Consider the following 24,547-nt stretch of genomic DNA (forward strand, 5'->3'; position numbering starts at 1 on the left):
CGGATTTGACAGTTGAGTTCCGGCTGAAATAGGGCATCAGCGCGAACGTCAAACTCACAAGCCCCCTAAAAGCATAGGATTGCCAGCGGTTCTCATGGCGGCGACATTTGCGCTGAGCTTGGTATTGGCGGATGCAAATATCTGAGCAAACCACTAGCACCTATTTGATTCCGGTGCCGTTCACGACGTCGGCAACCGCTAGCGCACATGCCTTGCGCGGGGATTACGAGGCCGTGTCGCAGCCCCGATCCTGGTAGAGCGCAGTCCTCACAGTCATTGCGTTCAGGCCGCGGCCCCAGCATTGGCGCGGATGTAGTCGAGGCACGGCCCGCTCCCGAGCGGTCGTGAGAAAAGGTAGCCCTGGAAACGGCCACAGCCAAGATCGATGAACCTGGGCAGTTGCTCGGGTTGCTCGATGCCCTCCACCACCGCCCGGAGGCCGAGCGTATGGCTGAGCGCGACGATCGATCGGATGACGTGTTCGTTGAGATCGCCTTGGCTGGTGAAGGTAAGAGAGCGGTCAATCTTCAGCGTATCAAGCGGCAGTTCGCGCAGGTAGTGCAGCGAGGTGTGGCCCATGCCGAAATCGTCAAGCGCGATGCGAACGCCAGCCTTGCGCAGCCGGAGCAATGCTCCAAGCGCCTGGACGGCCGGCGTAAGCGACGTCGATTCCGTGATCTCAAGTTCGAGAAGGCTGGGCTTGAGTCCCTCCTCGGCAAGAATCCGCAAGACCGTTCGGTCGAAGTCGGACTCTTGTAACTGGCGTGGTGACACGTTGACAGAGACGATGAGATCGGCAGCCACCGCTTCGCCCCAGGCCGCCCGCTGCCGACAGGCAAGACGCAGCACATGCTCGCCAAGGCGGTTGATGATGCCTATGTCCTCGGCCAGGGCGACCGTCACCGACGGTGGGATGAGGCCATAGACCTCATGCTCCCAGCGCAGCAGCGCCTCGACGCCAAACACGCGCCGCTCGTCTATGCACACCTGCGGTTGATACTGAAGATAGATCCTGTCAGCCGATCCGAGCGCTTCGCGGAGATCAATAGCCAGTGCGCTGGCGAAGCGCCCCGCTGTATCAGGCAAATCGATGAGCCGATGCCCCTGCACCCCATCAGCGCGCTCTGAAGCAGCAAGCAACGTCTGCATCGCCCGGGCATTGGCGGCGAACCGCAGCTGCGCGGCAATGCGGACAAAGGGCAAATAGAGAAAGGTTCCAAGGGCTAGCGCCACGATCTGCACCATGGTGCCAGCTGGAGAGCCTGTTGCCAGGTAGCCACTTAAAAGTGGCGGCATCGTCCAGGGAACCGTATGGCTAGCCACGGGCACAAAGCCGATTATCGTAGCGAAATAGCCTAGCAACGACAGCACGACGGGCGTGAGGATGAAGGGAATGGCGTAGACCGGGTTCAGGATCAACGGCAGGCCGAAGACCAGCGGTTCGTTGACGTTGATCAGCGCCGGCAAAAGTGACAGCCAAGCGAGGCGGCGGGCCGAGGGTTCAGGATCGGCAAATAGCAGAGCAATGATCAGGCAGAGCGTTGAGCCGGTGCCTCCAAGCCCCGTATAGATTGCAAAGAAACTCCATGTGACGACATGGACCGGCTCACCGGCGTTGAAGCCAGTACCACCCGCCGAGGCCACGACTTGCTCCAGCACCGGCCCCATCATGTTGGCCCCGTGCCCGCCTAAGAACCAAATTATCTGCCTCATCAGGGCGTAAACGGCAACGAGCAGCGCCGATGGTTGGGCATCATGGAAGGGTGCCGAAATAGCGGTCGACAGAGCGGTCGTCAGGTCTGGCCCTCCGAGTCCAACCTGAACCTGTCGTATGATGGCAAACACAACGATGGTGGCCATGGCGGCCGGCAGCACCGAGAGAAGATCACCAACCAGCGGGTCTGCGCCGAATCCGCACAGTCTGAAGCGGAATCGCCGATGCCGGGCGAGAAACAGAAACAAGCAGCTTGCGCTCAAGGCTACGACCAGTGCCGCTGGCAATCCCCTCGTCGATGACAGAGCATCCTTCCAGTGGTCGAGCGTATCGGGAGCCACCAGGATAAAGAAGCAAGAAAGTGCAACTATGGAAGCGCTTACCGGATTGACCGAATGACGGTCAGCGGGCGCAACCTTCAGGCTGGCGAACGAATAAGGAAAGCCAATCACCACCACGAGCGCAACGAGGCCAAAGGTACCCTCGGCAATGGCGCCACAGCCAGTACGAACCGCCTCGATCATCTCGGCGGGAAACGCGCTGGCAAATGGAAATGAGACCAATGCGGTGATGAAGTGAGCAAAGGCGCCAACAAGCACCAGCGGCAGCGAGAGCAGCAGGGAGCGCCGCAGGGCGGTCATCAGCGGCCAAGCAGCAAAGCGTCCCATCATCTCGACGATCGGCAAGGATTGGCTATGGAGCCACCGAGTATTGTCTCGTTCTGGAACAACTGACGCCGATACCGTGTTCGGTCGCACCTCCGCTGATCGTGCCTGTTTCTCGCCTGCGACCGGCTGATCTGTCATGGCTATCGCCCGCCCCTTGAAACTGCTGCCGCCGCTCTCCTTCGACAGCCGCATGGGCGGCATCCTTGACCAAAATCGTTGCCGAAATACTGAATAGGTAGACGAAGGCCGTTATTGTTCAACGAAAACGAGCATTCGGGCGTTGGCGTCGGACCAGCGCCCCAGACCGAAACGACACTTGGAAGCAAGACCGTCGTTTTCCGGAGAATTCGGCCATTTAGACGGCGATTTTACGTTGCGACGCGACATTGTCCGCCCATCTCTTTGACGCGAAACGATGTTTCACCGGTAGGCGTAAGCCGATCAACGACAATCTTGATGCTGACGATTTTGATGAGATCTTGAAGTTAAGGTTATTGAGAGGTTGCCGGCCTAGCCTTGAAATCGACTGTGGCGCTCGCGCGGACGCCATATTATTAACGTATGGTTGATTGAGGAAGCTGTACGGGCCGGCTTTTAGTTATTCAGCTCGGGCGATTGGTCGGATACGGCGGATTGGGCGCCGACGCTACCGGTCGTGACGCCCCGGTGTCGGGAAAGTGGAGACGCGACATGTCCGGCGGAGCAGATCTGTTCAAAGTCTTGAGCCACGCGGAAAACGTTGTGGCCCTCATCGCCGATACGCGACCTGCCGTCGTGGTGGACCGGACCGGTGGTCGGCTCCTGTGGGCCAATGCCGCCGGCGCAGCTTTCTTCGGCGTTGCAACGGTAGAAAAGCTGACGGCGTTGCGCTTCTCGGCTGCCTCGCCCTTCGCCCGTCGTATCGCCATGCTGGACAACACTTTGGCGAGCGGTCAGGACCGGATAGAACGCCTGCCGCTGCAGCGCGGCTTGTTGCCGCGCCCCACGGTCTGCAAAGCAAGCCGCGTATTGGCAGACGGGATCAAGGCTATCCTTCTGACCATTGTCGATGGGACAGGCTCTCTTCCCAGCGATCCGGCTGCCGCTTTCGCTGCGCTGGCCGCGACCTCCCTGCCCGAAGCCGCTCCCGAGCCCGCCAAAGACCTGGAAGCCGTCGCCGAGGAAATCGTACCGGAGGCCAAGACGGCTGTCGACAATCTGGCCGGAACAGGCGTGGCCGAACCGATCGAAGCCGCACCCGAGGAAGCCGCAATTGAGCCCGTAGCGGAAAGCGGCGAGACCATTGCAGAGACAGTTCCGTCGGAGGCTGCGGATGTTATCGGCAGCGCCTCGGAGGAAGTGCCCCCCACGGCTGACGAAATCATTGAGACGGAAATCTCCTTCGCTCCCATCGCAAGTATCTCCGCCAATGCCGAGGAGATCGCATCCGAGGCTGTCGAGGCTGTTACAGAGGAAGCTCCAGCCGAGCCGGTAGAGACCACCATCGAGGAAGCGCTGCCCGAAGCTGTCGAGGCCGTTGCAGAGGAAGCTCCGGCCGATCCGGTAGAGACCACCATAAAGGAGGCGCTGCCCGAGGCTGTTGAGGCCGTTGCAGAGGAAGCTCCGGCCGATCCGGTAGAGACCACCATCGAGGAAGCGCTGCCCGAGGCTGTCGAGGCCGGTACAGAGGAAGCTCCAGCCGATCCGGTAGAGACCACCATAAAGGAAGCTCTGCCGGAGACTGTCGAGGCCGCCGCGGCGATAGCTGAGGAAGCCTCACCCGAGCTGGGCGAAGAGGGCGAGACTCCCGTCGAAGAAGCAGCGCCTGAAACTGTCGAGGTGCTGCAAGCGACGACAGAACCGGCGTTCATCTTCCCGGCTCATGGCCGGGCCGTGCGCTTTGTCTTCGAATTGAATCCGCAACTCGCGTTCACTTTCGTTTCCGCCGATCTGGCCCAGACGGTTGGTCCCGGCATGGCGGACATTCTTGGCCGTAGCTGGACGGACGTCGCCGGTCGTCTCGAATTCGACCCCGTGGGGCGGATCGCCGAGGCGCTCGGCCGTCGCGATACCTTTACCGGCCTGACCGTGGACTGGCCGGTGGAAGGAGAGAACCTGCGTGTACCGGCCGATCTAGCGGGCATGCCGGTGTTCGGGCGCGAGCGGTCGTTCCGAGGCTATCGCGGATTCGGCGTGCTAAAGACGGGAGCCGCCTTCGAAGCCCCGGTCCCTGCAGAACCCATCGCTCTTTCCGAGCCTGACGAGTCCGTCGTGCTTCCGCCCGTTCAAGGGAGCGAAACGGCGAGCACCGTCACTGAGCAGACTGAACCGGCGACACCCATTGAAATGGACGCCGTCTCCGGTGACCAGACGCCAGCTTTAGTGCCAGAGATCATCAATGACCTGCCGATGGCAGGCGAAGCCGCGTCCGATGAAGTGATCTCGGTTGCGATTGACCAGGCTGTTGAGAAACAGAACCTCACAGCCGAGCCGCGGGAAGAGCCCAGCGACATCGAACCGGCCTACGCCCTCGAAGACACGGCCGTAGAGACGACCGAGCTGCCGGATGCTCCGGCAGAGATCATTGCGGCAACCGAGCACCTCGACCCACTCAACGCGAACGACGCCGTGGAGTCGGAAGAACCGAGCGTTGATGCATCTGATGAAACCGAGGAAGTCGTTCCCGAGGCTATTGTCTCCGAACCGCCGGTTTCCATCGAACACCTTACCTCGGAAGAGCCGGCGCCCACAGAGGACGAACCGGCCGAGACTGTGCCGGAAAGCGCTCTTTCCCCGTCGGCTGGTGGCGTTGAAGACGAGCCGGTTGTTGCCGAGGAGGAGCCTGCCGAGGCAGACGAATTGCCCGAACCGCTGCCGCTCGTGACGCCGCCACCGGAAAGCGACATGGCGGACGTGGCCGAATCAGAGCCGCCCGTTCCGTCGGTTGCCGAAGTCGTGTCGTCGCCGTCGACAACACACCGAACGTTTGCCAGCCTGACGGGCGACAAGGCGCGGGCGCTTTCCAAACCCGAGCGCGACGCCTTCGACAAGATCGCCGAGGCACTGGCCGACGCTTTCGGCCCACGTCTGCTCGCCGAGCAGACGGACCGAACCGTTGCTCCTCAGGTGCCGGTCATCGCCCGCAAGACGGAGGGGTCGGCCGACATCGGTGCGTCCGTCGACATTGCTCTGCTCGACAAACTGCCGGTGGCGCTCGCCATCCTCAGGGGTGGTGACATCATCCATGCCAATCGAGCCTTTCTTGAGCTCTGCGGATATTCGGATGTTGCCGCGATCGATGCCGACGGCGGTTTTGCCCAGGTATTCGAAGGATCCGCCCTCAACCGCGACGCAGCCAATCCAGCCATACGGCGGCGCGATGGCGTCGAAATTCCGGTGTCTGCGCGGCTGCATTCGATGCCGTTGGAGGGAGGCATCGCCTCGCTGCTGGTTGTGCAGGAAACTGTCGCCACCACCAGCCGCGACCGCCTCGCCACAGCCGAGCAGCGGGCGGAGGATATGGAAGCCATCCTCGACACCGCTACCGACGGTGTGCTGGTGCTCGATCATAAGGGACTGGTCATCGGCGCCAACAAATCGGCCGAAGCGCTGTTCGGCAACGAGCGGTCCCATATGATCGGCATGGCCTTCGTCGACCTTCTGGCACCGGAAAGCCACCGCTCCGCCCTAGACTACCTAGACGGTCTCAGCCGCAACGCGCTCTCCAGCGTGCTCAATGACGGGCGGGAAGTTATAGGCCGCGTTGCCGGCGGTGGCCTGGTGCCGCTGTTCATGACCGTCGGCCGCGTGTCGACGACCAAGTTCTGCGCCGTGCTCCGGGACATCACACAGTGGAAGCGGGCGGAGGAAGAACTGACGTCAGCCAAGAAAGCGGCGGAGAATGCCTCGTCGCAGAAGTCCGACTTCCTGGCCAAGATGAGCCATGAGATCCGCACGCCGCTCAACGCCATCATCGGCTTCTCCGAAGTCATGATGGAAGAGCGCTTCGGCTCGGTGGGCAACGACCGCTACAAGGAATACCTGCGCGACATCCACGTGTCGGGCACCCACATCATGAGCTTGGTCAATGACCTCCTCGATCTCTCCAAGATCGAGGCCGGCAAGCTCGAGCTGACCTTCGAGGCGGTCGGACTCAACGATGTGGTCCGGGAATGCGCGGCGCTGATGCAGCCGCAGGCCAACCGCGAGCGGATCATCATCCGTACCTCGCTGTCATCCAGCCTGCCGCCGGTGGTGGCCGACAACCGCAGTCTTCGGCAGATAACCCTGAACCTGTTGTCCAACGCCGTGAAGTTCAATTCGGCTGGCGGGCAGGTGATCGTCTCGACGCTCTACGAGGAGTCCGGCGAGGTCGTGCTGAGGGTGCGAGACACCGGCCAGGGGATGAGCGAGGGCGACATCGTCAAGGCGATGGAGCCGTTCCGTCAGCTGTCGACGTCGCGGACAGGTGGTGGAACCGGCCTCGGTTTGCCGCTCACCAAGGCACTGGTGGAAGCCAATCGTGCCGCTTTCCAGATCGACTCGGCGCCCGGCCAGGGAACGATGATCCAGATCACGTTTCCCTCGACGCGCGTTCTCGCCGAATAGCGACATTGCCCAGCTGTGAAAATGCGGCACCCGGCGGAGATTTCCGCCGGGTGTTTTGTTGACGCAGCTGCTTGGAACCATCGGCAGGCGCGGCTTTCCGCCCCCCGAAAATCTCTATCTGCTTGTTTTTGAGCAGCTTCCGACGTGAGCCTCGACACAGCTTCGCCGGAACTGCGCGAGCCCCGCGTCGAACGGCCGGCTGGCCTGCGCCGACGACCTCGCGTTTACACGTGCTTGAAAATGAAATTGATAATGATTATCAACTAAGACATGCGGGCTGGGGCGTTTCCTCACTCGCCTGAGCGGAAACGCGGAGAGCTACGGGCGCCGTCAATGGCGCCCCCGGAGTTCATCAATGATCGTCTGTCACTGCAACGTCCTGACCGTCGAAGACATTCAGGGAGCCGTCGACGAATTACTGACCGAGATGCCCCTCCGCGTCATTACGCCTGGCCTCGTCTACCGACGCCTTGGCACGCGTGGCCGCTGCTGCGGATGCTTCCCGCTGGCCATTGACGTCATCAACTCGCATATCGAGCAGCGTCTCGCCGCCGACGATCTGGCCGAGCGCCGGCAACAGATCGTCGAGCAGCAACGCGCTTATCGCGAAAATATGCCGAACCGTCGCCGTGTCGCCGCCGACGCCTGAGCATCGGCGGTCAGATCAGCAGGTTGTCATCCGGCTAAACTAGAGCCTATCCGGCGAACTCAGGTTCGCCGGATAGGCTCTAGTTCCTTGTTAAGACGCAATTCCGGACGCAAAACCGGTGTCCACTTTTGCTGGAATTGCCCTAGAGGTCGTCGTCATTCGGCCTTGTCGGTGCTGGCAGCATTGAGCTGGATGTAGGCCGCCTCGCCGATCTTGTCGTAGAGGGAGATCTGCGTCTCGAGGAAATCGATATGACCTTCCTCGTCCTTCAGCAATTCCGTGAACAACTCCATCGATACGTAGTCGCCTTCCTCGGCGCACAGGAGCCGCGAAGCGCGATAGGAGTTGCGCGCGTCGATCTCGCCGGCGAGGTCAGCCTCGAGAATTTCACGAACCGTCTGGCCGATGCGGAGCGGTGGAATGGTCTGAAGGTTGGGATGGCCTTCCAGGAAGATGATACGGGAAATCAGCTTGTCAGCATGCTGCATTTCCTCGATCGACTCTTCGCGCTCCTTCTTGGCAAACTTGGTGACACCCATATCCTCAAGGAGACGATAGTGGAGCCAATACTGGTTGACGGCGCCAAGCTCAAGGAACAGGGCCTCATTGAGCCGCTCGATAACCTTCTCATTCCCACGCATGAAAACCTCCTTGGTTAGAATTCTTCTAACTTATGGCAAGCCGAAAGAAATGCAAGCTGTCTTCACGTGGGCGCCCCCCGCCGGCTCACCCGGAAATCAATCTAGAAGCAAATGGCTAGCGGTGGCAATTGACCCGAGGTCGGTGTCTTTTCCGCCCGTCGCGCGAGAATCCGCCTCGTCTGAACTTGCCCAAACCCCATGCTCAGATGGCAATATCTGGCACTAAGGCTCAAGTGCCGAGGAATACCGCGCGCTCGGCCTTCTCTTTTTCCACCTGCGAGCGGTGCGACACAACTGACGCCACGATGACGCCAACGGCGATGACCGAAATCAAAATGGTCGAGATGGCGTTGATTTCAGGCGTCACACCAAGGCGGACCATCGAGTAGATCTTGATGGGCAGCGTGGTGGCACCGGGGCCGGTGTTGAAAGACGCGATGACCAGATCGTCAAGCGACAGGGTGAAGGCCAGCATCCAGCCGGCGACAACGCCGGGCAGAATCAGCGGCAGGGTGATCAGGAAGAACGTCTTCACCGGCGGACAGCCGAGGTCGAGCGCCGCTTCCTCCAGGCTGCGATCGAGCGTGACGAGGCGCGATTGCACCACCACGGCGACGAAGCACATGGTGAGCGTCGTGTGAGCGATCACAACCGACCAGAAGCCGCGATTAAAGCCGATGGCGACGAACAGCAGGAGCAGCGACAGGCCGGTGATGACCTCCGGCATGACCAGCGGCGCGTAGACCATGCCCGAGAACAAGGCGCGGCCGTGGAACTTCAGGTAGCGGTCGAGCACCAGGGCGGCCATGGTGCCGAGGACGGTGGCAAACGAGGCCGAGAGTATGCCGACGCGGATGGTCACCCAGGCCGCATCGATGATTGCCTGATCATGCACCAGTTCGACATACCAGCGCGTCGACAACCCACCCCAGACCGTGACCAGCTTGGAGGCATTGAAGGAATAGACCACCAGAATGAGGATCGGCACGTAAAGGAAGGCGAAGCCAACCACCAGAGAGGTAACGTTGAACCAGCTCGTCGACTTGTTCATGGCCTCAAGCCTTCTTCTGCTGGTTCTGGAAGATGACGATCGGTACCACCAGGATGATGAGCAACACCACCGCCACCGCCGAGGAAACGGGCCAGTCGCGGTTGTTGAAGAACTCCGCCCACAGCGTCTTGCCGATCATCAGCGTTTCGGAGCCACCGAGCAGATCGGGGATGACAAACTCACCGACGATCGGAATGAAGCACAGGAAGCAGCCGGCAATGACACCGGGCAGCGACAGCGGGAAAGTGATCACCCAGAAGGATTTCATCGGCGGACAGCCGAGGTCGGCGGCCGCTTCGAGCAGCGTCGTGTCGAGTTTCTCAAGGGCCGCGTAGAGCGGCAGCACCATGAATGGCAGGTAGGAATAGACGATGCCGATAAATACGGCGGTCTCGGTATTGTAGATGTGGATCTGCTGATCCGGGCCAAGGATACCAAGCCCCTGAAGGGCAATGGTGATCAGGCCTTCCGGCTTCAGAATACCGATCCAGGCGTAGACGCGGATGAGGAAGCTCGTCCAGAACGGCAGGATGACCGCCATGACCAGAGCGTTGCGTACGCTTTTGGGCGCGCGCGCCATGCCGTAGGCAATCGGGTAGCCGACGATCAGCAGCAGCACCGTCGACACCAACGCGATCCTGAGGCTGGACAGATAGGCCGAATAATAAAGCGGATCCTCGGTCAGAAACACATAGTTGTCGAAAGAGAAGTCCGACAGCTTCGACCAGAGCTCGCCGAGACCATTGATCACCGGCGTGTAGGGCGGCATGGCGATCGCCGTCTGCGACAGCGAAATCTTGAAGATGATCAGAAACGGCGCCAGAAAGAACAAAAAGCTCCACAGATAGGGAACCGCGACCAACGCCCATTTGGCGAGAAAGGGTCTCATTCCTTGCGTCCAGCGCTCCGCCATGGCCCGGTCCCTCATTTCAACAGGATGATACCGGCATCGGCCGGCCAGGTCAGGAACACCTTGTCTTCCCAGGTGATCGGTCGCTCGACGATGCGCGTCAGGTTGGCAACGGTCGCCTTGACGATGGAGCCCCCAGCAAGGCGCACGCGGTAGACGGAAATATCGCCGAGATAACCGATATCCCACACTTCTCCGGAGAGCACGTTGGGTGTACCAGCCGGTGGCGCCTCCAGCGAAATCTGAACCTTTTCAGGCCGGATGGCGAAGTCGGCCTTATCCCCGACGGCGACCGCGCCCGCCCCAGTCTCCGCGACGAGGGTGGCATCGACACCAGCGCAACGGAGTGTGGCGACGCCGTCTTCCAACGCCGATACCGTACCGTCGATCAGATTGATATCACCGACGAAATCGGCGACGTAGCGCGAAGCCGGCTGCTCGTAGATTTCCGAGGCCGTGCCGATCTGGGCGATGACGCCGTGGTTCATGACCGCGATGCGATCGGAGACCGTCATCGCTTCTTCCTGATCGTGCGTGACGATCAGGAAGGTCATGCCGAGCTCCATCTGAATGTCCATCAGCTCGAACTGGGTCTCCTCGCGCAGCTTCTTGTCGAGCGCGCCGAGCGGCTCGTCGAGCAACAGCACCTTCGGGCGCTTGGCGAGCGAGCGGGCGAGCGCCACGCGTTGCCGCTGACCACCCGAAAGCTGATGCGGCTTGCGCTTGGCGAACTTCTCGAGCTTGACCAGCTCCAGCATTTCGGCAACGCGAGTGTTGATGGAGGAGGTATCCATACCCTCCTGCTTCAGGCCGAAGGCGACGTTGCCTTCTACCGTCATGTGCGGAAACAGAGCGTAGGACTGGAACATCATGTTGGCCGGCCGCTTATAGGGCGGAATGCCGGACAAATCCTTACCATCGAGCAGGATACGTCCCTCGGTCGGCTGCTCGAAGCCGGCGAGCATGCGCATCAGCGTCGTCTTGCCACAGCCCGAGGGGCCCAAAAGGGCGAAAAATTCGCGCTCGTAGATGTCGAGCGTCAGATTGTCGACGGCGGTGAAGTCGCCGAAGCGCTTGGTGACGTTCTCAAAGCGGATGAACGGCTTGAGCGTCGGATCGTCCCAGGGAGCAAACTTGCGTTTGATCGGCCCAACCGCCTCGATCATCTTCGGAACCCTCGTTTCCACCACGCCTGACGTGCCACTGCAACCCGTCACATGCAAGCACCCGGCCAGATGGCCGGGCGCTTTTCGACAGTTCCTTGTGCGCCCGTCTCTACATACCCGTCTTGACCGAGGTCCAGACGCGGGTCAACACGCGCTGGGCTTTGGCATCATAAGGCGTGGTCGAGAACAGATTGGCCAGCGTATCCTTGTCGGGATAGATCGCGGAGTCCGACAGAATCGCAGGGTCGACGAACTTCTGCGAGGCGAGGTTGCCGTTTGCATAGGCGACATAGTTGGTCGACTTGGCGATGACGTCCGGCTTCATCATGAAGTTCATGAAAGCGTGAGCAGCGTCCGGGTTGGGCGCATCCTTGGGGATCGCCATGATGTCGAACCACATGTTGGCGCCTTCCTTGGGGATGACATAATTGATGGTGACGCCATTTTTAGCGTCTTTTGCCCGATTGCGTGCCTGAAGGATGTCACCCGAATAACCGACGGCGAGACAGATATCGCCGTTGGCGAGCGCATTGATGTATTCCGACGAATGGAACTTCTGAACGTAAGGCTTGACCGACGCGAGCAGCTTGCCGGCCTCTTCCATGTCGGCGGCATTCTTGGAATCAGGGTTCTTGCCGAGATATTTGAGGGCCGCCGGGATCAACTCCTCGGACGCGTCGAGGAACTGAACGCCACAGTCCTTGAACTTGGAGATGATCTCCGGCTTGAACACCATATCCCAGCTGTTGACGGGCGCGTCGGGCATGATCGCCTTGATCTTGTCGACGTTGTAACCGATGCCGGTTGTGCCCCACATGTAGTCGATGCCGTACTGATTGCCTGCATCGTATTGGGCAACGCGGCTCATCACCTCCGGCCACATGTTGGAAAGATTAGGTAACTTGGACTTATCGAGCGTCTGGTAGACACCGGCCGCGATCTGGCGGGAAAGGAACGGTCCGGTGACAACGACCACGTCGTAGCCCGAGCCGCCAGCCAGCATCTTGGTCTCGACGATGTCCTGATTATCGAACACGTCGTAGACGACCTTGATGCCGGTCTCCTTGGTGAACTCCTGCAGCACGGATTCGTCGATATAGTCTGACCAGTTGTAGACGTTGACGACCTTGTCCTCAGCCACGGCACCCGTCGCGAGCGCGACCGTCAGCGCGGCGGCACCCAGAAGACGCTGTCTCACCATTTTCGTCATGCTCCCTGTTCCCTGTCACGGCCGCCCCTGGTCTCCGCAAAACGCGAAGCCGGCGGGTCAGTCCAGGCTCCGGCGCTCTTTTCGCAGAGCAACCAGGAAATCCGGCGTTCTACGCACACGGCGGTCGGGCGCATTTATGCACAGCGGCGGAGGGACGACAACTGGTCGCTGCCTATTTTCTGGCGCGTGGCATTTTCTCACCACCCTTCCTGTCGCTCCCGGCTAAAATGCAATTGCACCGGCCGAAAAATGTCATCACAACTAAGGGGTCTGCATTTTCCGAAACACAAAGGCGTGCGTTCGGACGGGCGGGATGGAAGAGGCTCCCGCCTTCGCGCGCCAGCAACGAAAGAAAGCAATCATGAGTCTGATTTCGACCGAGCCCAAGGACGCGCCGAGGGTCGGCGAACACAAGCCGGAGCGGGGCGTCGATACGCTCGCCGAGGCCAAAGCCTGGCTCAAGGAGCGGGGCATCGAGGACATCGAATGCATCACGCCGGATCTTGCGGGTGTTGCCCGCGGCAAGCTGATGCCGGCCGACAAATTCTTCTCCTCGACCGTCATGTCGATGCCGTCGTCGGTGTTCACCACGACGATCACCGGCGAGTATCCCGAAGAGGATGACGCGTTTCAGCACGATCCGTCTGATGGCGACGTGTTCTTGAAGCCGGACTTTTCGACGCTGACCGCCGTGCCTTGGGCGTCGGAGCCGACCGCTCAGATCATCCACGATGCCTTTCATCGCGACGGCCGGCCCTATGACCTCGGGCCGCGCCAGATCCTGAGACGGGTCGTTGGTCTTTACGAGCGCGAGGGCCTTCGGGCTGTGGTGGCGCCGGAGATCGAGTTCTACCTTGTCAAACAGAACCTGGATCCGGATTACCCGCTCGAACCCCCCATCGGCCGTTCCGGTCGAGCCGAGGCGAGCCGGCAGTCCTATTCGATCCAGCACGTCAACGAATTCGACGACCTGTTCGATGACATCTATGAGTTCTCCGAGAAGCAGGGCCTGGAGATCGACACGCTGATCCACGAGGAAGGCGCCGCGCAGATGGAGATTAACCTCCGTCATGGCGATCCGCTCGCCCTCGCCGACCAGGTGTTCACCTTCAAGCGGACGATCCGCGAGGCAGCGCTCCGGCATAAAATGTACGCCACCTTCATGGCCAAACCGATGAGCCGCGAGCCGGGCTCGGCCATGCACATTCATCAGTCGGTGGTGGACATCGAGACCGGCCGCAACATCTTCTCGGACGACGAGGGCAACCCTACCCCCGCCTTCTTCTCCTTCATCGCCGGACTTCAGAAATATCTGCCGGCGGTGATGTGCATCCTTGCTCCTTACGTCAATTCCTTCCGCCGATTGACACGGGGCACGGCGGCGCCGATCAACGTTCATTGGGGCTACGACAATCGTACCGTCGGCATCCGTGTTCCCAATTCGGGACCGGGCTCGCGGCGCGTCGAGAATCGGGTGCCATCCTCAGATGCCAACCCCTATCTTGCCCTCGCGGCCTCGCTTGCCTGTGGCCTTCTCGGCATGCAGCAGCGTCTCTCGCCCGAGGAGCCGATCTCCGGGTCGGCCCGCGATCTCCCCTTCGGGTTACCGCGCGGTCTCCTGGAAGCGCTGGCACTGTTCGAGGATAGCGGCGACCTCTCAGAAGTTTTCGGCCCGCGCTTCATGGCGACCTATCGCGCGATCAAGCAGCAGGAATACGAGACCTTCATGAACGTCATCTCCAGCTGGGAAAGACAGCACCTCCTGCTGGCGGTGTGAGGATATTGCCGGCGTACGGAGAGCGTACGCGATATCGGCGCCGGCGTTCTGAACAAGGACGCCGGCACCGCTCTTAATGGTCCGCCGCCCCTGAGCGGCCGCCTTCATTCCGAGGCTTCCATGCTCATCCACAATACCTATCCGACCGACCATTACCGCGCGCTCGACGCGGCGCATCACCTGCATCCTTTCTCGGACACGCGCTCGCTCAATGCCAGTGGCGTCCGCGTCATCGTCAAGGGCGAAGGTGTCTGGCTGACCGACAGCGATGGCAACCGCATCCTCGACGGCATGTCGGGCCTGTGGTGCGTCAATATCGGCCACGGCCGACCGGAGATCGCCGAGGCCGTACAGAGGCAAATGGCCGAGATTTCCTATTACAACACCTTCTTCAAGACGACGCATCCGCCAGCGGTCGAGCTGGCCGCCCTGATCGCCGAAGTGACGCCCGAGGGCTTCAGCCGCGTGTTCTTCTGCGGTTCGGGGTCGGAGGCCAACGACACCATGCTCCGGATGGCGCGGACCTATTGGGCGACGCTCGGCAAGCCGGACAAGCAGGTGATCATCGCTCGCAAAAACGCCTATCATGGCTCGACGGTGGCTGGTGCCTCGCTCGGCGGCATGAAGGCGATGCATGCCCAAGGTGGGTTGCCCATCCCCGGCATCCACCACATCGGCCAGCCTTATTGGTTCGACGAGGGCGGCGACCTCACGCCGGCCGAATTCGGCCTCAAGACGGCGCGCGAGCTTGAAACGGCAATCGACGCAATCGGCGAAGGTAAGGTGGCCGCCTTCATCGCCGAGCCGATCCAGGGCGCTGGCGGCGTCATCATCCCGCCGGAAACCTACTGGCCGGAGGTCGCCCGCATCTGCCGCGAGCGCGATATTCTGTTCGTCTCCGACGAAGTGATCTGCGGCTTCGGTCGGCTCGGCACATGGTTCGGCTCGGAACACTTCGGCATGAAGCCCGACCTGATGCCGATCGCCAAGGGTCTCTCGTCGGGCTACCTGCCGATCGGCGGCGTGCTGGTCTCCGACAAAGTCGCGGGAGTGATCGAGGACACTGGCGAGTTCAACCATGGCTTCACCTATTCGGCCCATCCGGTCTGCGCGGCGGCGGCTATTGCCAACCTCAAGATCCTGCGCGACGAAAAGCTGGTGGAACGCGTCCGCGATGATATCGGCCCCTATCTCCGCGAGCGCTGGCTGAAGTTTGCCGACCATCCCCTGGTCGGCGAAGCCCGCATGACCGGCCTGATGGGTGCGCTGGAACTGGTTCCGGCGAAACCGTCACGCCGACGTTTTGCCGGCGACGGCAGCATCGGCCTTCGCTGCCGCGAACACTCGTTCAAGAACGGGCTTGTCATGCGCCATGTGCACGACAGCATGGTCATCGCACCGCCCTTCGTCCTCACCCATGAAGAAGCGGACGAGTTGATACGTCTCGCCACGCTGACGCTCGACATGACGTACGCCGATCTGAAGCGCGACGGCCTCATGGGTTGAACAGGCCACCGGTCGGGCGGCGACAGCCGCCCTGCCCAACTTTCAGATTACGCAGTCCCGATTGTTTCAGATAGGGTGCGACCGACAAGACGCGGACGACGCTGAAGCGACCGGGAGGACGGCCCCGTGGCGCAGGTTGACCGACCTTCTACCAATGTCCGACCTGGGTTTCAGGCAGGGACAGCTTTGGGACCGAACAGCATGTTCTCCGCGCCAACTTTCATGCCCGCCGAGGGGAAAGCCCCGCACGTCGCCTCCTGGTACGCCGCCTCGGCCGGGGATATTCCGACCTATCCGGCTCTTAAGGGCCATTGCCGCGCCGATATCGCCATCGTCGGTGGTGGTTACACCGGCCTTTCCGCCGCGCTGTCGCTATCGAAGGCCGGCTATAAGGTGGTCGTGTTCGAGGCCAACAAGATCGGCTGGGGCGCCTCGGGCCGCAACGGTGGCCAGATACATCCCGGGCAGCGACAGGATCCCGACTGGCTGGCATCGCGGATCGGCGATGGCCCGACGCACGACCTTCTGCGGCTCGCCGACGAGGCGCGCGCCCATCTCGACCGGCTGATTACCGAGAACGCGATCGATTGCGACTTCCGGCCCGGCCTCATCCATACCGTCCACAAGCCGCGCTGGGTGGAAGCGGAGAAGCGCCACGTCGACCACCTGCGCACCAAGTGGGGCATCGAGCGCCAGTTCCTTGACCGGAACGAGACGGCAAGGCGGATCGGCACCGATGTCTATCACGCCGGCAGTTTCGACCCGCTGGGCGGCAAGCTGCATCCGTTGAAATTTGCGCTCGGTATCGCCAAGGCGGCGGTTGCCGCCGGCGCGACGCTTTACGAGGATAGCCGAGTTACAGAAATCCGCCATACGTCCAAGCCCATCGTCGTCACCGCCGATGGCGAGGCGATGGTCGACACGGTGATCATCGCCGGTAACGGCTATCTCGGCGGCCTCGACGCCGAGACCGATGCCCGCGTGCTGCCGATCAACAATTTTGTCGTGGCGACCGAGCCGCTCGACGAGGTGCTGATCCCCGGCGAAGAGGCTGTGAGCGACAGCCGCTTCGTCGTCTATTACTGGCACCAGACGCCCGACCGACGGCTGGTATTCGGTGGTGGTGAGACCTACAGCCACGCCTTCCCTGAGGACATCGCAGCTTTCGTACGGCCGCATCTTGCCCGCGTCTATCCGAAGCTCGCCAAGGTGCAAGTCAGCCACGCCTGGGGTGGTACGCTCGGCATTACTTTCAACCGCATGCCGTTCATCCGTCGGCCAAAGCCCAACGTCTACATAGCGGCTGGCTATTCCGGACAAGGCGTCATGCTGGCGCCCTTCGTTGGCCATGTGATCGCCGAAGCCGTTGGCGGCGCCATGGGGCGGTTCGATATGTTCGCCAAAGTGCCGGTGATGCCCTTCCCCGGCGGCCCGTTGTTGCGCTGGCCGACTCTGGTCGCCGCCATGACGTGGTTCAAGCTGCTGGATAGTATCTGACGTCGCCAGATGCCCTATTTTCGTAGAAAATAGGCTATATCCTTTGTAGGCTTTCAATAAATCGGCGACAGCGAGTTATTTTTTCCTCTGTCGCCGTGCTTTTTGAAACGATGGCGCAGGCCCTCGACAGGGCGATCGACTATGTGTTCAGTCAGTATCGCCACCTTTCGGACGCCCCAACGCCCATGCCCGATATTCTGACCGCCAACCGACTTTCCGACGGCGACGTCGTCTACCGCACAGCCCCCGGCGACTGGGTCGCCGATGTCGACGCCGCCGAGCTGATCGATGGCGCCGCGCGGCTTGCCGTTGCCGAGGCCGCCGCGCAGGCTGACGTCAAGGCGGCCAAGGTGCTGGATGTCGCGACAATCGCGGTCGAGGTGACGGACGGCCACATCGTTCCCAAAAGGCTCCGCGAGCGAATCCGCGCCTTCGGCCCCACCGTCAAATCCGACCACCGGCCCGGTGCCATCTGAGGAGGGAGGTCGCCATGTATCGCTACGACGAATTCGACGCCACCTTTGTGCGCGAGCGCGTCGCCCAGTTCACCGACCAAGTGGAACGACGGCTCAAGGGCGAGATCACCGAAGACGAATTCAAGCCGCATCGGCTGATGAATGGCGTCTATCTGCAGCTTCACGCCTACATGCTGCGCATCGCCATTCCCTATGGCACGCTGTCGTCAGTGCAGATGCGCCGCCTTGCCCATATCGCCCGCACCTATGACAAGGGCTTTGGCCACTTCACCACCCGACAGAACGTGCAGTTCAACTGGCCGGCGCTGAAGGACGTTCCGGCCATTCTCGCCGAGCTGGCCGAGGTGGAGATGCACGCCATCCAGACCTCCGGCAACTGCATCCGCAACGTCACCGCCGACCATTTCGCCGGCGCCGCCTTAGACGAGGCCGATGACCCTCGCCCCTACGCGGAGATCCTGCGCCAATGGTCGTCGCTGCATCCTGAGTTCTCGTTCCTGCCACGGAAGTTCAAGATCGCGGTGACCGGCGCCGCCCACGACCGGGCGGCTATCCGCCTGCACGATATCGGCCTTGAAGTGAAGCGCGGCGACGATGGCGGCATTGGCTTTGCCGTCCACGTCGGCGGCGGTCAGGGGCGCACGCCGATGCTCGCGCGTGAGATCAATGCCTTCGTTCCGGAGGCAGATATTCTCGCCTATGTCGATGCGATCCTCCGCGTCTACAATCTGTTTGGCCGCCGCGACAACAAATACAAGGCGCGTATCAAGATTCTGGTCCACGAGACCGGCATCGACGAGCTGCGGCGACTGGTGGAAGAAGAGTTCGCGCAAATCCGTGGCGGCGTTCTCGGTCTGCCGGCCGAGGAAGTTGAGCGCATCCGCGCCTATTTTGCGCCGCCTCGCTTCGAAGATCGGCCGACCGTATCGGTAAAGCTGGACGCTGCCCGCGCCGGCGACCCGGCGCTCGACCGCTTCGCCCGCCAGAATCTCCACCGCCACAAGACGCCAGGCTATACCTCGCTGACCATCTCGTTGAAGCCAATCGGCGGGATTCCCGGCGATGCTTCAGCCGACCAGATGGATGCCGTCGCCGACATCGCCGAGAAATGGGCCTTCTCGGAACTCCGCGTCAGCCACGAGCAGAACCTCATTCTGCCCCATCTGGCCCTCGACGATGTGCCGGAGGTCTACGAAGCGCTTGCCGTGGCCGGCCTCGCCACGGCCAACGCCGGGTCCATTACCGATATCATCGCCTGCCCTGGCCTTGATTATTGTGCGCTGGCCAACGCCCGGTCGATCCCGATCGCCTCGGAGCTGTCAGAGCGCTTCGGCGCGCCGGCACGGCAGGACCAGATTGGGCCGCTGTCGATCAAGATCTCCGGCTGCATCAACGCTTGCGGCCATCACCATGTCGGCCACATCGGCATTCTCGGCGTCGACCGCAAGGGCGAGGAGTTCTACCAGATCAGCCTCGGCGGCAACCCGGACGAAAGCGCCTCGATCGGCGAAATCATTGGACCGGGCTTTTTTGCCGACGGCATTGTCGATGCGGTCGAAACCGTCGTCGACACTTATCTCAAGCTCCGCTCCTCGCCGGAGGAAACCTTCCTCGTCGCCTACCGCCGTCTCGGCGAGGCGCCGTTCAAGGAGGCGCTCTATGGTGCTTGACGCCATTAGCCTCGCCATCGACCCCGACCAGGGACTCGCCGCTGAGGCGCGTCTCCTCTCCGTCCGCCACGAGGGCGAGGCGGCGGAGGCCATCGTCGCCGCCGCGCTCGATCTTTACGACGGCAAGATCGCGCTGGTGTCGAGCTTCGGCGCCGATAGCGCCGTGCTGCTCGCCATGGTGGCCGACATCGATCGTTCCCTGCCGGTGATCTTTCTCGATACCGGCAAGCTGTTCCCGGCGACCATTGCCTATCGCGACACGCTGGTGAGCGCGCTCGGCCTCACCGGCATAATCACCCACAGCCCCGACACGGACGACCTCGCCGCGGCCGATCCGGCCGGCGCACTTTGGATGACCGACACCGACGCCTGCTGCGACACACGCAAGGTCAAACCACTGGCCGCCGCGCTCCGTCCGTTTGCCGCGTGGATTTCCGGTCGCAAGCGTTACCAGGCAGAGACGCGGGCGAACCTGCCGCTGTTTGAAGTTGCCAGTGGTCGGATCAAGGTCAACCCTCTGCTCGGCTGGGACCGGGCGCGCATCGAAGCCTATCGCGAGGCGCGCCATCTGCCGCCGCATCCGCTGGTCGCCGAAGGTTATCCCTCGATCGGCTGCCTGCCGTGCACCGACAAGGTGAGGCCGGGCGAGGACGAACGCGCTGGCCGCTGGCGGGGCAAGCCGAAGACCGAATGCGGCATTCATCTGGGCAGCCCGTCTGGCGCTGTCATTCCGGGGATCTGAACCATGGTAGCCACCGCGATCGTGCCGCAAGGCGCCGCCACCAGTACTTCGACGCCGGACGTCTACCGCGCTGGCCGCTTCGAGCCGAACGACTTTGCCGTCGCAGCCGAGGACAATGGCGGGGACGGCCTGATCCTGCCGCTTGCCGCGCTGCGAGCAGCTCTCGAGGGTGATGGCATTGGCAACCGCAGGCTCGGCTTGCTGTTTTCGCCAGCCGATCGCCTTGAGGATGTATTGCCCCTCCTCGGCCGGATCACCGTCATCGCGGTCGATTTCCCGAAATTTGCCGACGGTCGCGGCTTCAGCCATGCCGCCCGCCTCGTGCGCGCCGGCTTCGGAGGCGAGATTCGAGCGGTGGGCGACGTGCTGATCGACGAGATCCCCTTCATGCGTCGCGTCGGATTCACCGCTTTCGAGGTTCGGAACGAGACGACTCGCCGCTATCTTGCCGAAGGTCGCGATCCATCTCCCAGCCTTCACTATCAACCAGGTGCCATGCCAGAGCCTCCGGCCGGCACCCGTCCCTGGCTCCGGCGCCACCCGACCTGATCGGGCCCCGCCGGTTGGACAAAACGCGGCGGCAATATCAGGATGCCCGTACCTTCGCCAGGAACGACGCGACTTCCGACCGCAAGCGTCCGCTCTCTTTGGCCAGTGACTGAGCCGCTGTCAGCACCTGTCCGGACGCTGTGCCCGTGTGGCGTGCCCCTTCGCTGACTTTCTCGATGTTCAAAGCGACGATCCCAGCCTCATGGGCGGTGTCATGGATTTTTCTCGATATCTCGAGTGTCGCAGCTTCCTGATCCCCCGCCGTCGAAGAGATGGCGCTTGCGATCTCGAACATTCTGGCGATGGTCGATCCAATGACATCGATCGAACTCACTGCCTCAGTCGTAGCGCGCTGAATTTCGGAGATTTGATTGCCGATATCTTCGGTGGCCTTTGACGTCTGCGACGCGAGCGCCTTGACCTCGGACGCAACGACAGCAAAACCTCGACCGGCAACTCCGGCGCGCGACGCTTCGATGGTCGCATTCAAAGCAAGCAGATTGGTTTGCTCCGCGATAACGGCGATGATCTTGAGCGCCTCGCCGATACAAACCGACGCCTGTTTGAGCTCACTCATTCTCGAGTCCGTCGAACCCGCCTGCTGAACCGCGCGCTCGGCAATTTGCTTGGCCAACAATGCCTGGCCGGAAATTTCGTTGACCGAACTCAGGACCTCCTCCGTGGCTGAAGCGACCGACTGGACATTCGTCGATGCATGCTTCGAAGCCGAAGCGACCGCCTCCGACAGCTGATTTGTCGAGCTCGAGGTGTTGGTCAAGGCAACCGACGCGCTCTCAAGCTGAGACACTGAGATGCCGACCGCTTCTATGACGCCCCGCACTGCGCTTTCAAATTCGGCCGTCAGCGTCTGCAGATCTGCCTGACGTGCCTCTGCGCTTCCGACCCGGGCTTGCGTTTCCTTCACCTCCAATTCGCGCTTGCGTATCGCATTCTGTCGGAAGGTTTCGACTGCATTGGCGATGGAGCCGATCTCGTCAAGCCGATCGCGGCCGACGATCTCTACCGCATCGTCTCCTCCGGCAAGCCGGTTCATGCAGGCGGTCAGCGCGTGCAGTGGGCCAGATATGCCCTTGAGAACCCCCGCGGCCACCATGACCAGGACAACGGCCAACCCTCCCAACACCAGCATATAGGTCCCGCGAATCGTCGAGTCGGTCACGTTGGCCGCGGAATTCGACGCTTCGTCGTTGATTTTGAGAATGCGGTTCATCAGCGCGCTGATATCGAACATCGTCTTGTTGATGGCCGCATCGCAATTCGCGCGCAACGAACTCACCGCAGCCTTTTTGTCCGCCGGGTCCACCGATTGCGCGAGCGCGATGGTCTCGCCGCAATCGTTTTTCATAACTAAGTCGAATGCGTTCGCGATGTCGCCGATTTCCGTTGCCTTGGCCGGCATGGCTGTATTGGCGACCTTGATCTGCTTGTTGAAGTAGTCGGTGTAGTCGGTAATCTCCTGCAGGGCCTGCTGAATGCCCTCCTTGGATTCTTCCGTTACCAACCGATAGATCGAGCGATCGACGTAGACCATATTGCGGTTGGCGCGGGCGATCGCGAGATTGGCCGTCACGGGACCGTCCAAAAGACCGGTGTAGGTCTCGTCGATAAAGCGCATTTGCATGCTGGAATAAACTGCGGCGCCGAGCGTGACGAGCGCGAGCGGGACCATCAGAAGCATGATTTTCGATAGAATCGTAATCCGCAGGCGCATTTTGAGCTCCCTCGATCGACATGGCTCGGACGACGATTGGCCGCGATGCGGCCTGCCGCCGAGGTCTAGACCCGCTATTGACAATCCGGGTCCTTCGAGCCGACGGGACAAGCGTCGCTCGATCTGCCGCCGCGCGCTTCCGCTGCAACGATTCCCTGATTAAGCACCACTATCAGTACGATAAACAAAGAAAGAATATTTCGCATGGTTCACCTCGTTGAGATTCAGTCAGCAACTTGAGCGTCAGAAATTGTAGAGTTTACTAAGCTCGAGATGCAGGCCGAAGACGAAAGCTTCCTTCTTGTTTCCTGCAAGTGCAGGATTCATGATATAGTCAACCTCCGGCTGAAGGACGAGCCAATCATTCAGCCTTGCGCGGTAAGTAACTTCAAATGCGATCTCTTGCTCGGGAAGGTGCCCGCCGCCGAGGGCGGCAAGCCGCCTGAATCCCTCCGAGGTACGGTTCACGGCGACGGCAGCGCCGAATTTGTCGGACGGACGAGACTCCAGTAGCCCCGTGACCGTTATGCCGGCAGAGGCAGCCTCGCTGACTAGGTTGATTGCAGGATCAGAATAGCCCGCCGTGAAGAATGCATCGACGCCCCGGGAGCCAGCGATGGTATAGACGCGAGTCGTTCCACCGACGTACACGCCGCTGTTTCCGTAGGTTTGCTGCGTCGTACCGTCGGGATTGAATTCGCCAGTCTTGTCGAACTTGCCGGTATAACCCCAACCGCCCACCATCAACTTTGTACGCGCTATCGGCGTATAGTCGACCTCGCCGATACCCATAACGCCGTATTTGCTTGAGAATATAAAATCAGTGCTCGAGTCGTCCGGATTATCCGCCACACCGTCGAGCATACCGAACTTGACAGTCCATTGATCGTTCAACTTGTACTTGACGCGTGTACCGACCGCGGTATTCGGATATGTCGACGTGCCTACTCCATTCGGACCTGAGAGGACGATCGTCTCGGAAAGACCCAAGGACCGATTTCCAAACAGCTCCATGGGAGGCGTCGTGGCGAACTGCTGCTGTATGTCGTATTTGCCCAACAGGACGTCGAGGTTTCCGAATTTCTGCTGGTAATAGGCCTGATAAAGCTTGAGCTGTCGCATCGCCACCAGCCCATCGGTCGCGCTTGGCAACGCAAGGGCGCCCGTATAGTTGAAATCGAGCGACTTACCGCCAACATAGTAACCTTCAATGAAGATCTTGGCGTCTTGGATGCCTAGTAATTTTTGAAGATCGACGCCGAGAGAGGCATCGATACTGCCCATGTAGTCCGAGCCGGTTTCGATGCCGCCATAGTTCTGCCATGCCTCGCTGACGTGCTGCAAGCTAAGGTCGAACGCGCCGGACTCCGCGGCTTCCGCCGGACTGGCTGTCGACGCCGCCTGGCTCGGTGACGGCATATCCGCTGCCAGAGCCGGCGAAACGAGCAGCCCTCCAAACAGGAATGACCATTTTCCGCAGGATGTAGCCACCTTATTCATGATCATTTTGTCCCGAGTATTTGTATCCCTACATCTAGGACTGTTTCAACTTGTACCCATTGTAAAGCGAGAAAAAATCCGTTTGTTGATAGTATAACCCAGGGTTAATAATGTGTTAAATTTAAATTATCTCGACTTTTCGCGCCTAATTCTATCCAAACTAAAATAAATCCTAATTTCAACAGTGCTTTCATGTTCCTGCAGTGTTTTTAATTCCGAAATTAATTGGCGACATTGATATGTTTAACTAGACATTAATACTGTTATTGGAAATATCTACGGACATATACTATTGTCATATTTATTCGATTGCGACTCAGCGCAAACGACACGTCATAAGCGAGTGACCTCTCCGATAGGACCGGGGAGTGGTGGTACCCTTTTTGCTAAAAAGCGATCGGTCGGCTACGTGGGGCAATGGACCGGCGCGGGGTGTCCAACGCTATGCTCCATCTCGCCAGCGGTGGGTGCCAGAGATGAATGTTGCCCAAAGACTTTCCAC

17 protein-coding genes are annotated in these 24,547 nt (G+C 60.8%); 9 read left to right on the plus strand and 8 right to left on the minus strand.

Going from position 1 to position 24,547, the window contains the following annotated elements:
* Positions 1–282 precede the first annotated feature (282 nt).
* Positions 283–2,574, minus strand: coding sequence for a PTS sugar transporter subunit IIC/EAL domain-containing protein (locus AB6N07_RS23640; RefSeq protein ID WP_370675485.1), 2,292 nt, complete (start codon positions 2,572–2,574; stop codon positions 283–285).
* Positions 2,575–3,072: 498 nt separating this feature from the next.
* On the opposite strand from AB6N07_RS23640, the gene AB6N07_RS23645 reads away from it, so the two are divergent.
* Together AB6N07_RS23645 and AB6N07_RS23650 are read left to right on the plus strand one after the other, a co-directional pair.
* On the plus strand, positions 3,073–6,969 hold the full coding sequence (locus tag AB6N07_RS23645; protein ID WP_370675486.1) for an ATP-binding protein: 3,897 nt from the start codon (positions 3,073–3,075) through the stop codon (positions 6,967–6,969).
* Positions 6,970–7,324: 355 nt separating this feature from the next.
* On the plus strand, positions 7,325–7,618 hold the full coding sequence (locus AB6N07_RS23650) for a bacterioferritin-associated ferredoxin (RefSeq protein WP_370675487.1): 294 nt from the start codon (positions 7,325–7,327) through the stop codon (positions 7,616–7,618).
* A 155-nt stretch (positions 7,619–7,773) separates the two neighbouring features.
* Here AB6N07_RS23650 and bfr read toward each other — a convergent pair whose 3' ends face one another.
* The 5 genes from bfr to AB6N07_RS23675 all read right to left on the minus strand — a co-directional run bounded on the left by bfr (position 7,774) and on the right by AB6N07_RS23675 (position 12,587).
* Entirely contained in the window at positions 7,774–8,259 is a 486-nt protein-coding gene (gene bfr, locus AB6N07_RS23655) for a bacterioferritin (RefSeq protein ID WP_370675488.1), read from the minus strand.
* 229 nt (positions 8,260–8,488) lie between these two features.
* Positions 8,489–9,310 (minus strand): ABC transporter permease, encoded by an 822-nt coding sequence (locus tag AB6N07_RS23660; RefSeq protein WP_370675489.1) that lies wholly within the window; start codon positions 9,308–9,310, stop codon positions 8,489–8,491.
* Between the two features lie 4 nt (positions 9,311–9,314).
* The gene (locus AB6N07_RS23665) at positions 9,315–10,199 is read right to left on the minus strand and encodes an ABC transporter permease subunit (protein WP_370675490.1); all 885 of its coding nucleotides are present in this window, start codon (positions 10,197–10,199) and stop codon (positions 9,315–9,317) included.
* A 35-nt stretch (positions 10,200–10,234) separates the two neighbouring features.
* On the minus strand, positions 10,235–11,386 hold the full coding sequence (locus AB6N07_RS23670) for an ABC transporter ATP-binding protein (protein ID WP_370675491.1): 1,152 nt from the start codon (positions 11,384–11,386) through the stop codon (positions 10,235–10,237).
* 109 nt (positions 11,387–11,495) lie between these two features.
* The gene (locus AB6N07_RS23675) at positions 11,496–12,587 is read right to left on the minus strand and encodes a polyamine ABC transporter substrate-binding protein (RefSeq protein ID WP_370675492.1); all 1,092 of its coding nucleotides are present in this window, start codon (positions 12,585–12,587) and stop codon (positions 11,496–11,498) included.
* Positions 12,588–12,957: 370 nt separating this feature from the next.
* Here AB6N07_RS23675 and AB6N07_RS23680 point away from each other — a divergent pair, with 370 nt between their 5' ends.
* From AB6N07_RS23680 to AB6N07_RS23710, 7 genes are all read left to right on the plus strand, one after another.
* Positions 12,958–14,373, plus strand: a complete 1,416-nt coding sequence (locus AB6N07_RS23680) for a glutamine synthetase family protein (protein ID WP_370675493.1) — start codon at positions 12,958–12,960, stop codon at positions 14,371–14,373.
* A gap of 120 nt (positions 14,374–14,493) precedes the next feature.
* Positions 14,494–15,879, plus strand: a complete 1,386-nt coding sequence (locus AB6N07_RS23685; RefSeq protein WP_370675494.1) for an aspartate aminotransferase family protein — start codon at positions 14,494–14,496, stop codon at positions 15,877–15,879.
* 201 nt (positions 15,880–16,080) lie between these two features.
* Positions 16,081–17,376, plus strand: a complete 1,296-nt coding sequence (locus tag AB6N07_RS23690) for an NAD(P)/FAD-dependent oxidoreductase (RefSeq protein WP_370675495.1) — start codon at positions 16,081–16,083, stop codon at positions 17,374–17,376.
* A 110-nt stretch (positions 17,377–17,486) separates the two neighbouring features.
* Entirely contained in the window at positions 17,487–17,852 is a 366-nt protein-coding gene (locus tag AB6N07_RS23695; RefSeq protein ID WP_370675496.1) for a DUF2849 domain-containing protein, read from the plus strand.
* A 14-nt stretch (positions 17,853–17,866) separates the two neighbouring features.
* Complete coding sequence (locus tag AB6N07_RS23700) at positions 17,867–19,522, plus strand: nitrite/sulfite reductase (protein ID WP_370675497.1); 1,656 nt, start codon at positions 17,867–17,869, stop codon at positions 19,520–19,522.
* Positions 19,512–20,264 (plus strand): phosphoadenylyl-sulfate reductase, encoded by a 753-nt coding sequence (locus AB6N07_RS23705; RefSeq protein ID WP_370675498.1) that lies wholly within the window; start codon positions 19,512–19,514, stop codon positions 20,262–20,264. The genes AB6N07_RS23700 and AB6N07_RS23705 overlap by 11 nt, the downstream gene beginning before the upstream one ends.
* 3 nt (positions 20,265–20,267) lie before the next feature.
* Entirely contained in the window at positions 20,268–20,813 is a 546-nt protein-coding gene (locus tag AB6N07_RS23710; RefSeq protein WP_370675499.1) for a DUF934 domain-containing protein, read from the plus strand.
* 37 nt (positions 20,814–20,850) lie between these two features.
* On the opposite strand, the gene AB6N07_RS23715 is transcribed toward AB6N07_RS23710, so the two are convergent.
* Together AB6N07_RS23715 and AB6N07_RS23720 are read right to left on the minus strand one after the other, a co-directional pair.
* A complete protein-coding gene (locus AB6N07_RS23715) occupies positions 20,851–22,545 on the minus strand; it encodes a methyl-accepting chemotaxis protein (RefSeq protein WP_370675500.1) in 1,695 nt (564 codons plus the stop codon).
* A gap of 243 nt (positions 22,546–22,788) precedes the next feature.
* Positions 22,789–24,045: a carbohydrate porin gene (locus AB6N07_RS23720; protein ID WP_370675501.1), complete on the minus strand. Its 1,257-nt coding sequence runs from the start codon at positions 24,043–24,045 to the stop codon at positions 22,789–22,791.
* Positions 24,046–24,547: the final 502 nt, after the last annotated feature.

The sequence above is a fragment of the Pleomorphomonas sp. PLEO genome (assembly GCF_041320595.1).
Classification (GTDB): domain Bacteria; phylum Pseudomonadota; class Alphaproteobacteria; order Rhizobiales; family Pleomorphomonadaceae; genus Pleomorphomonas.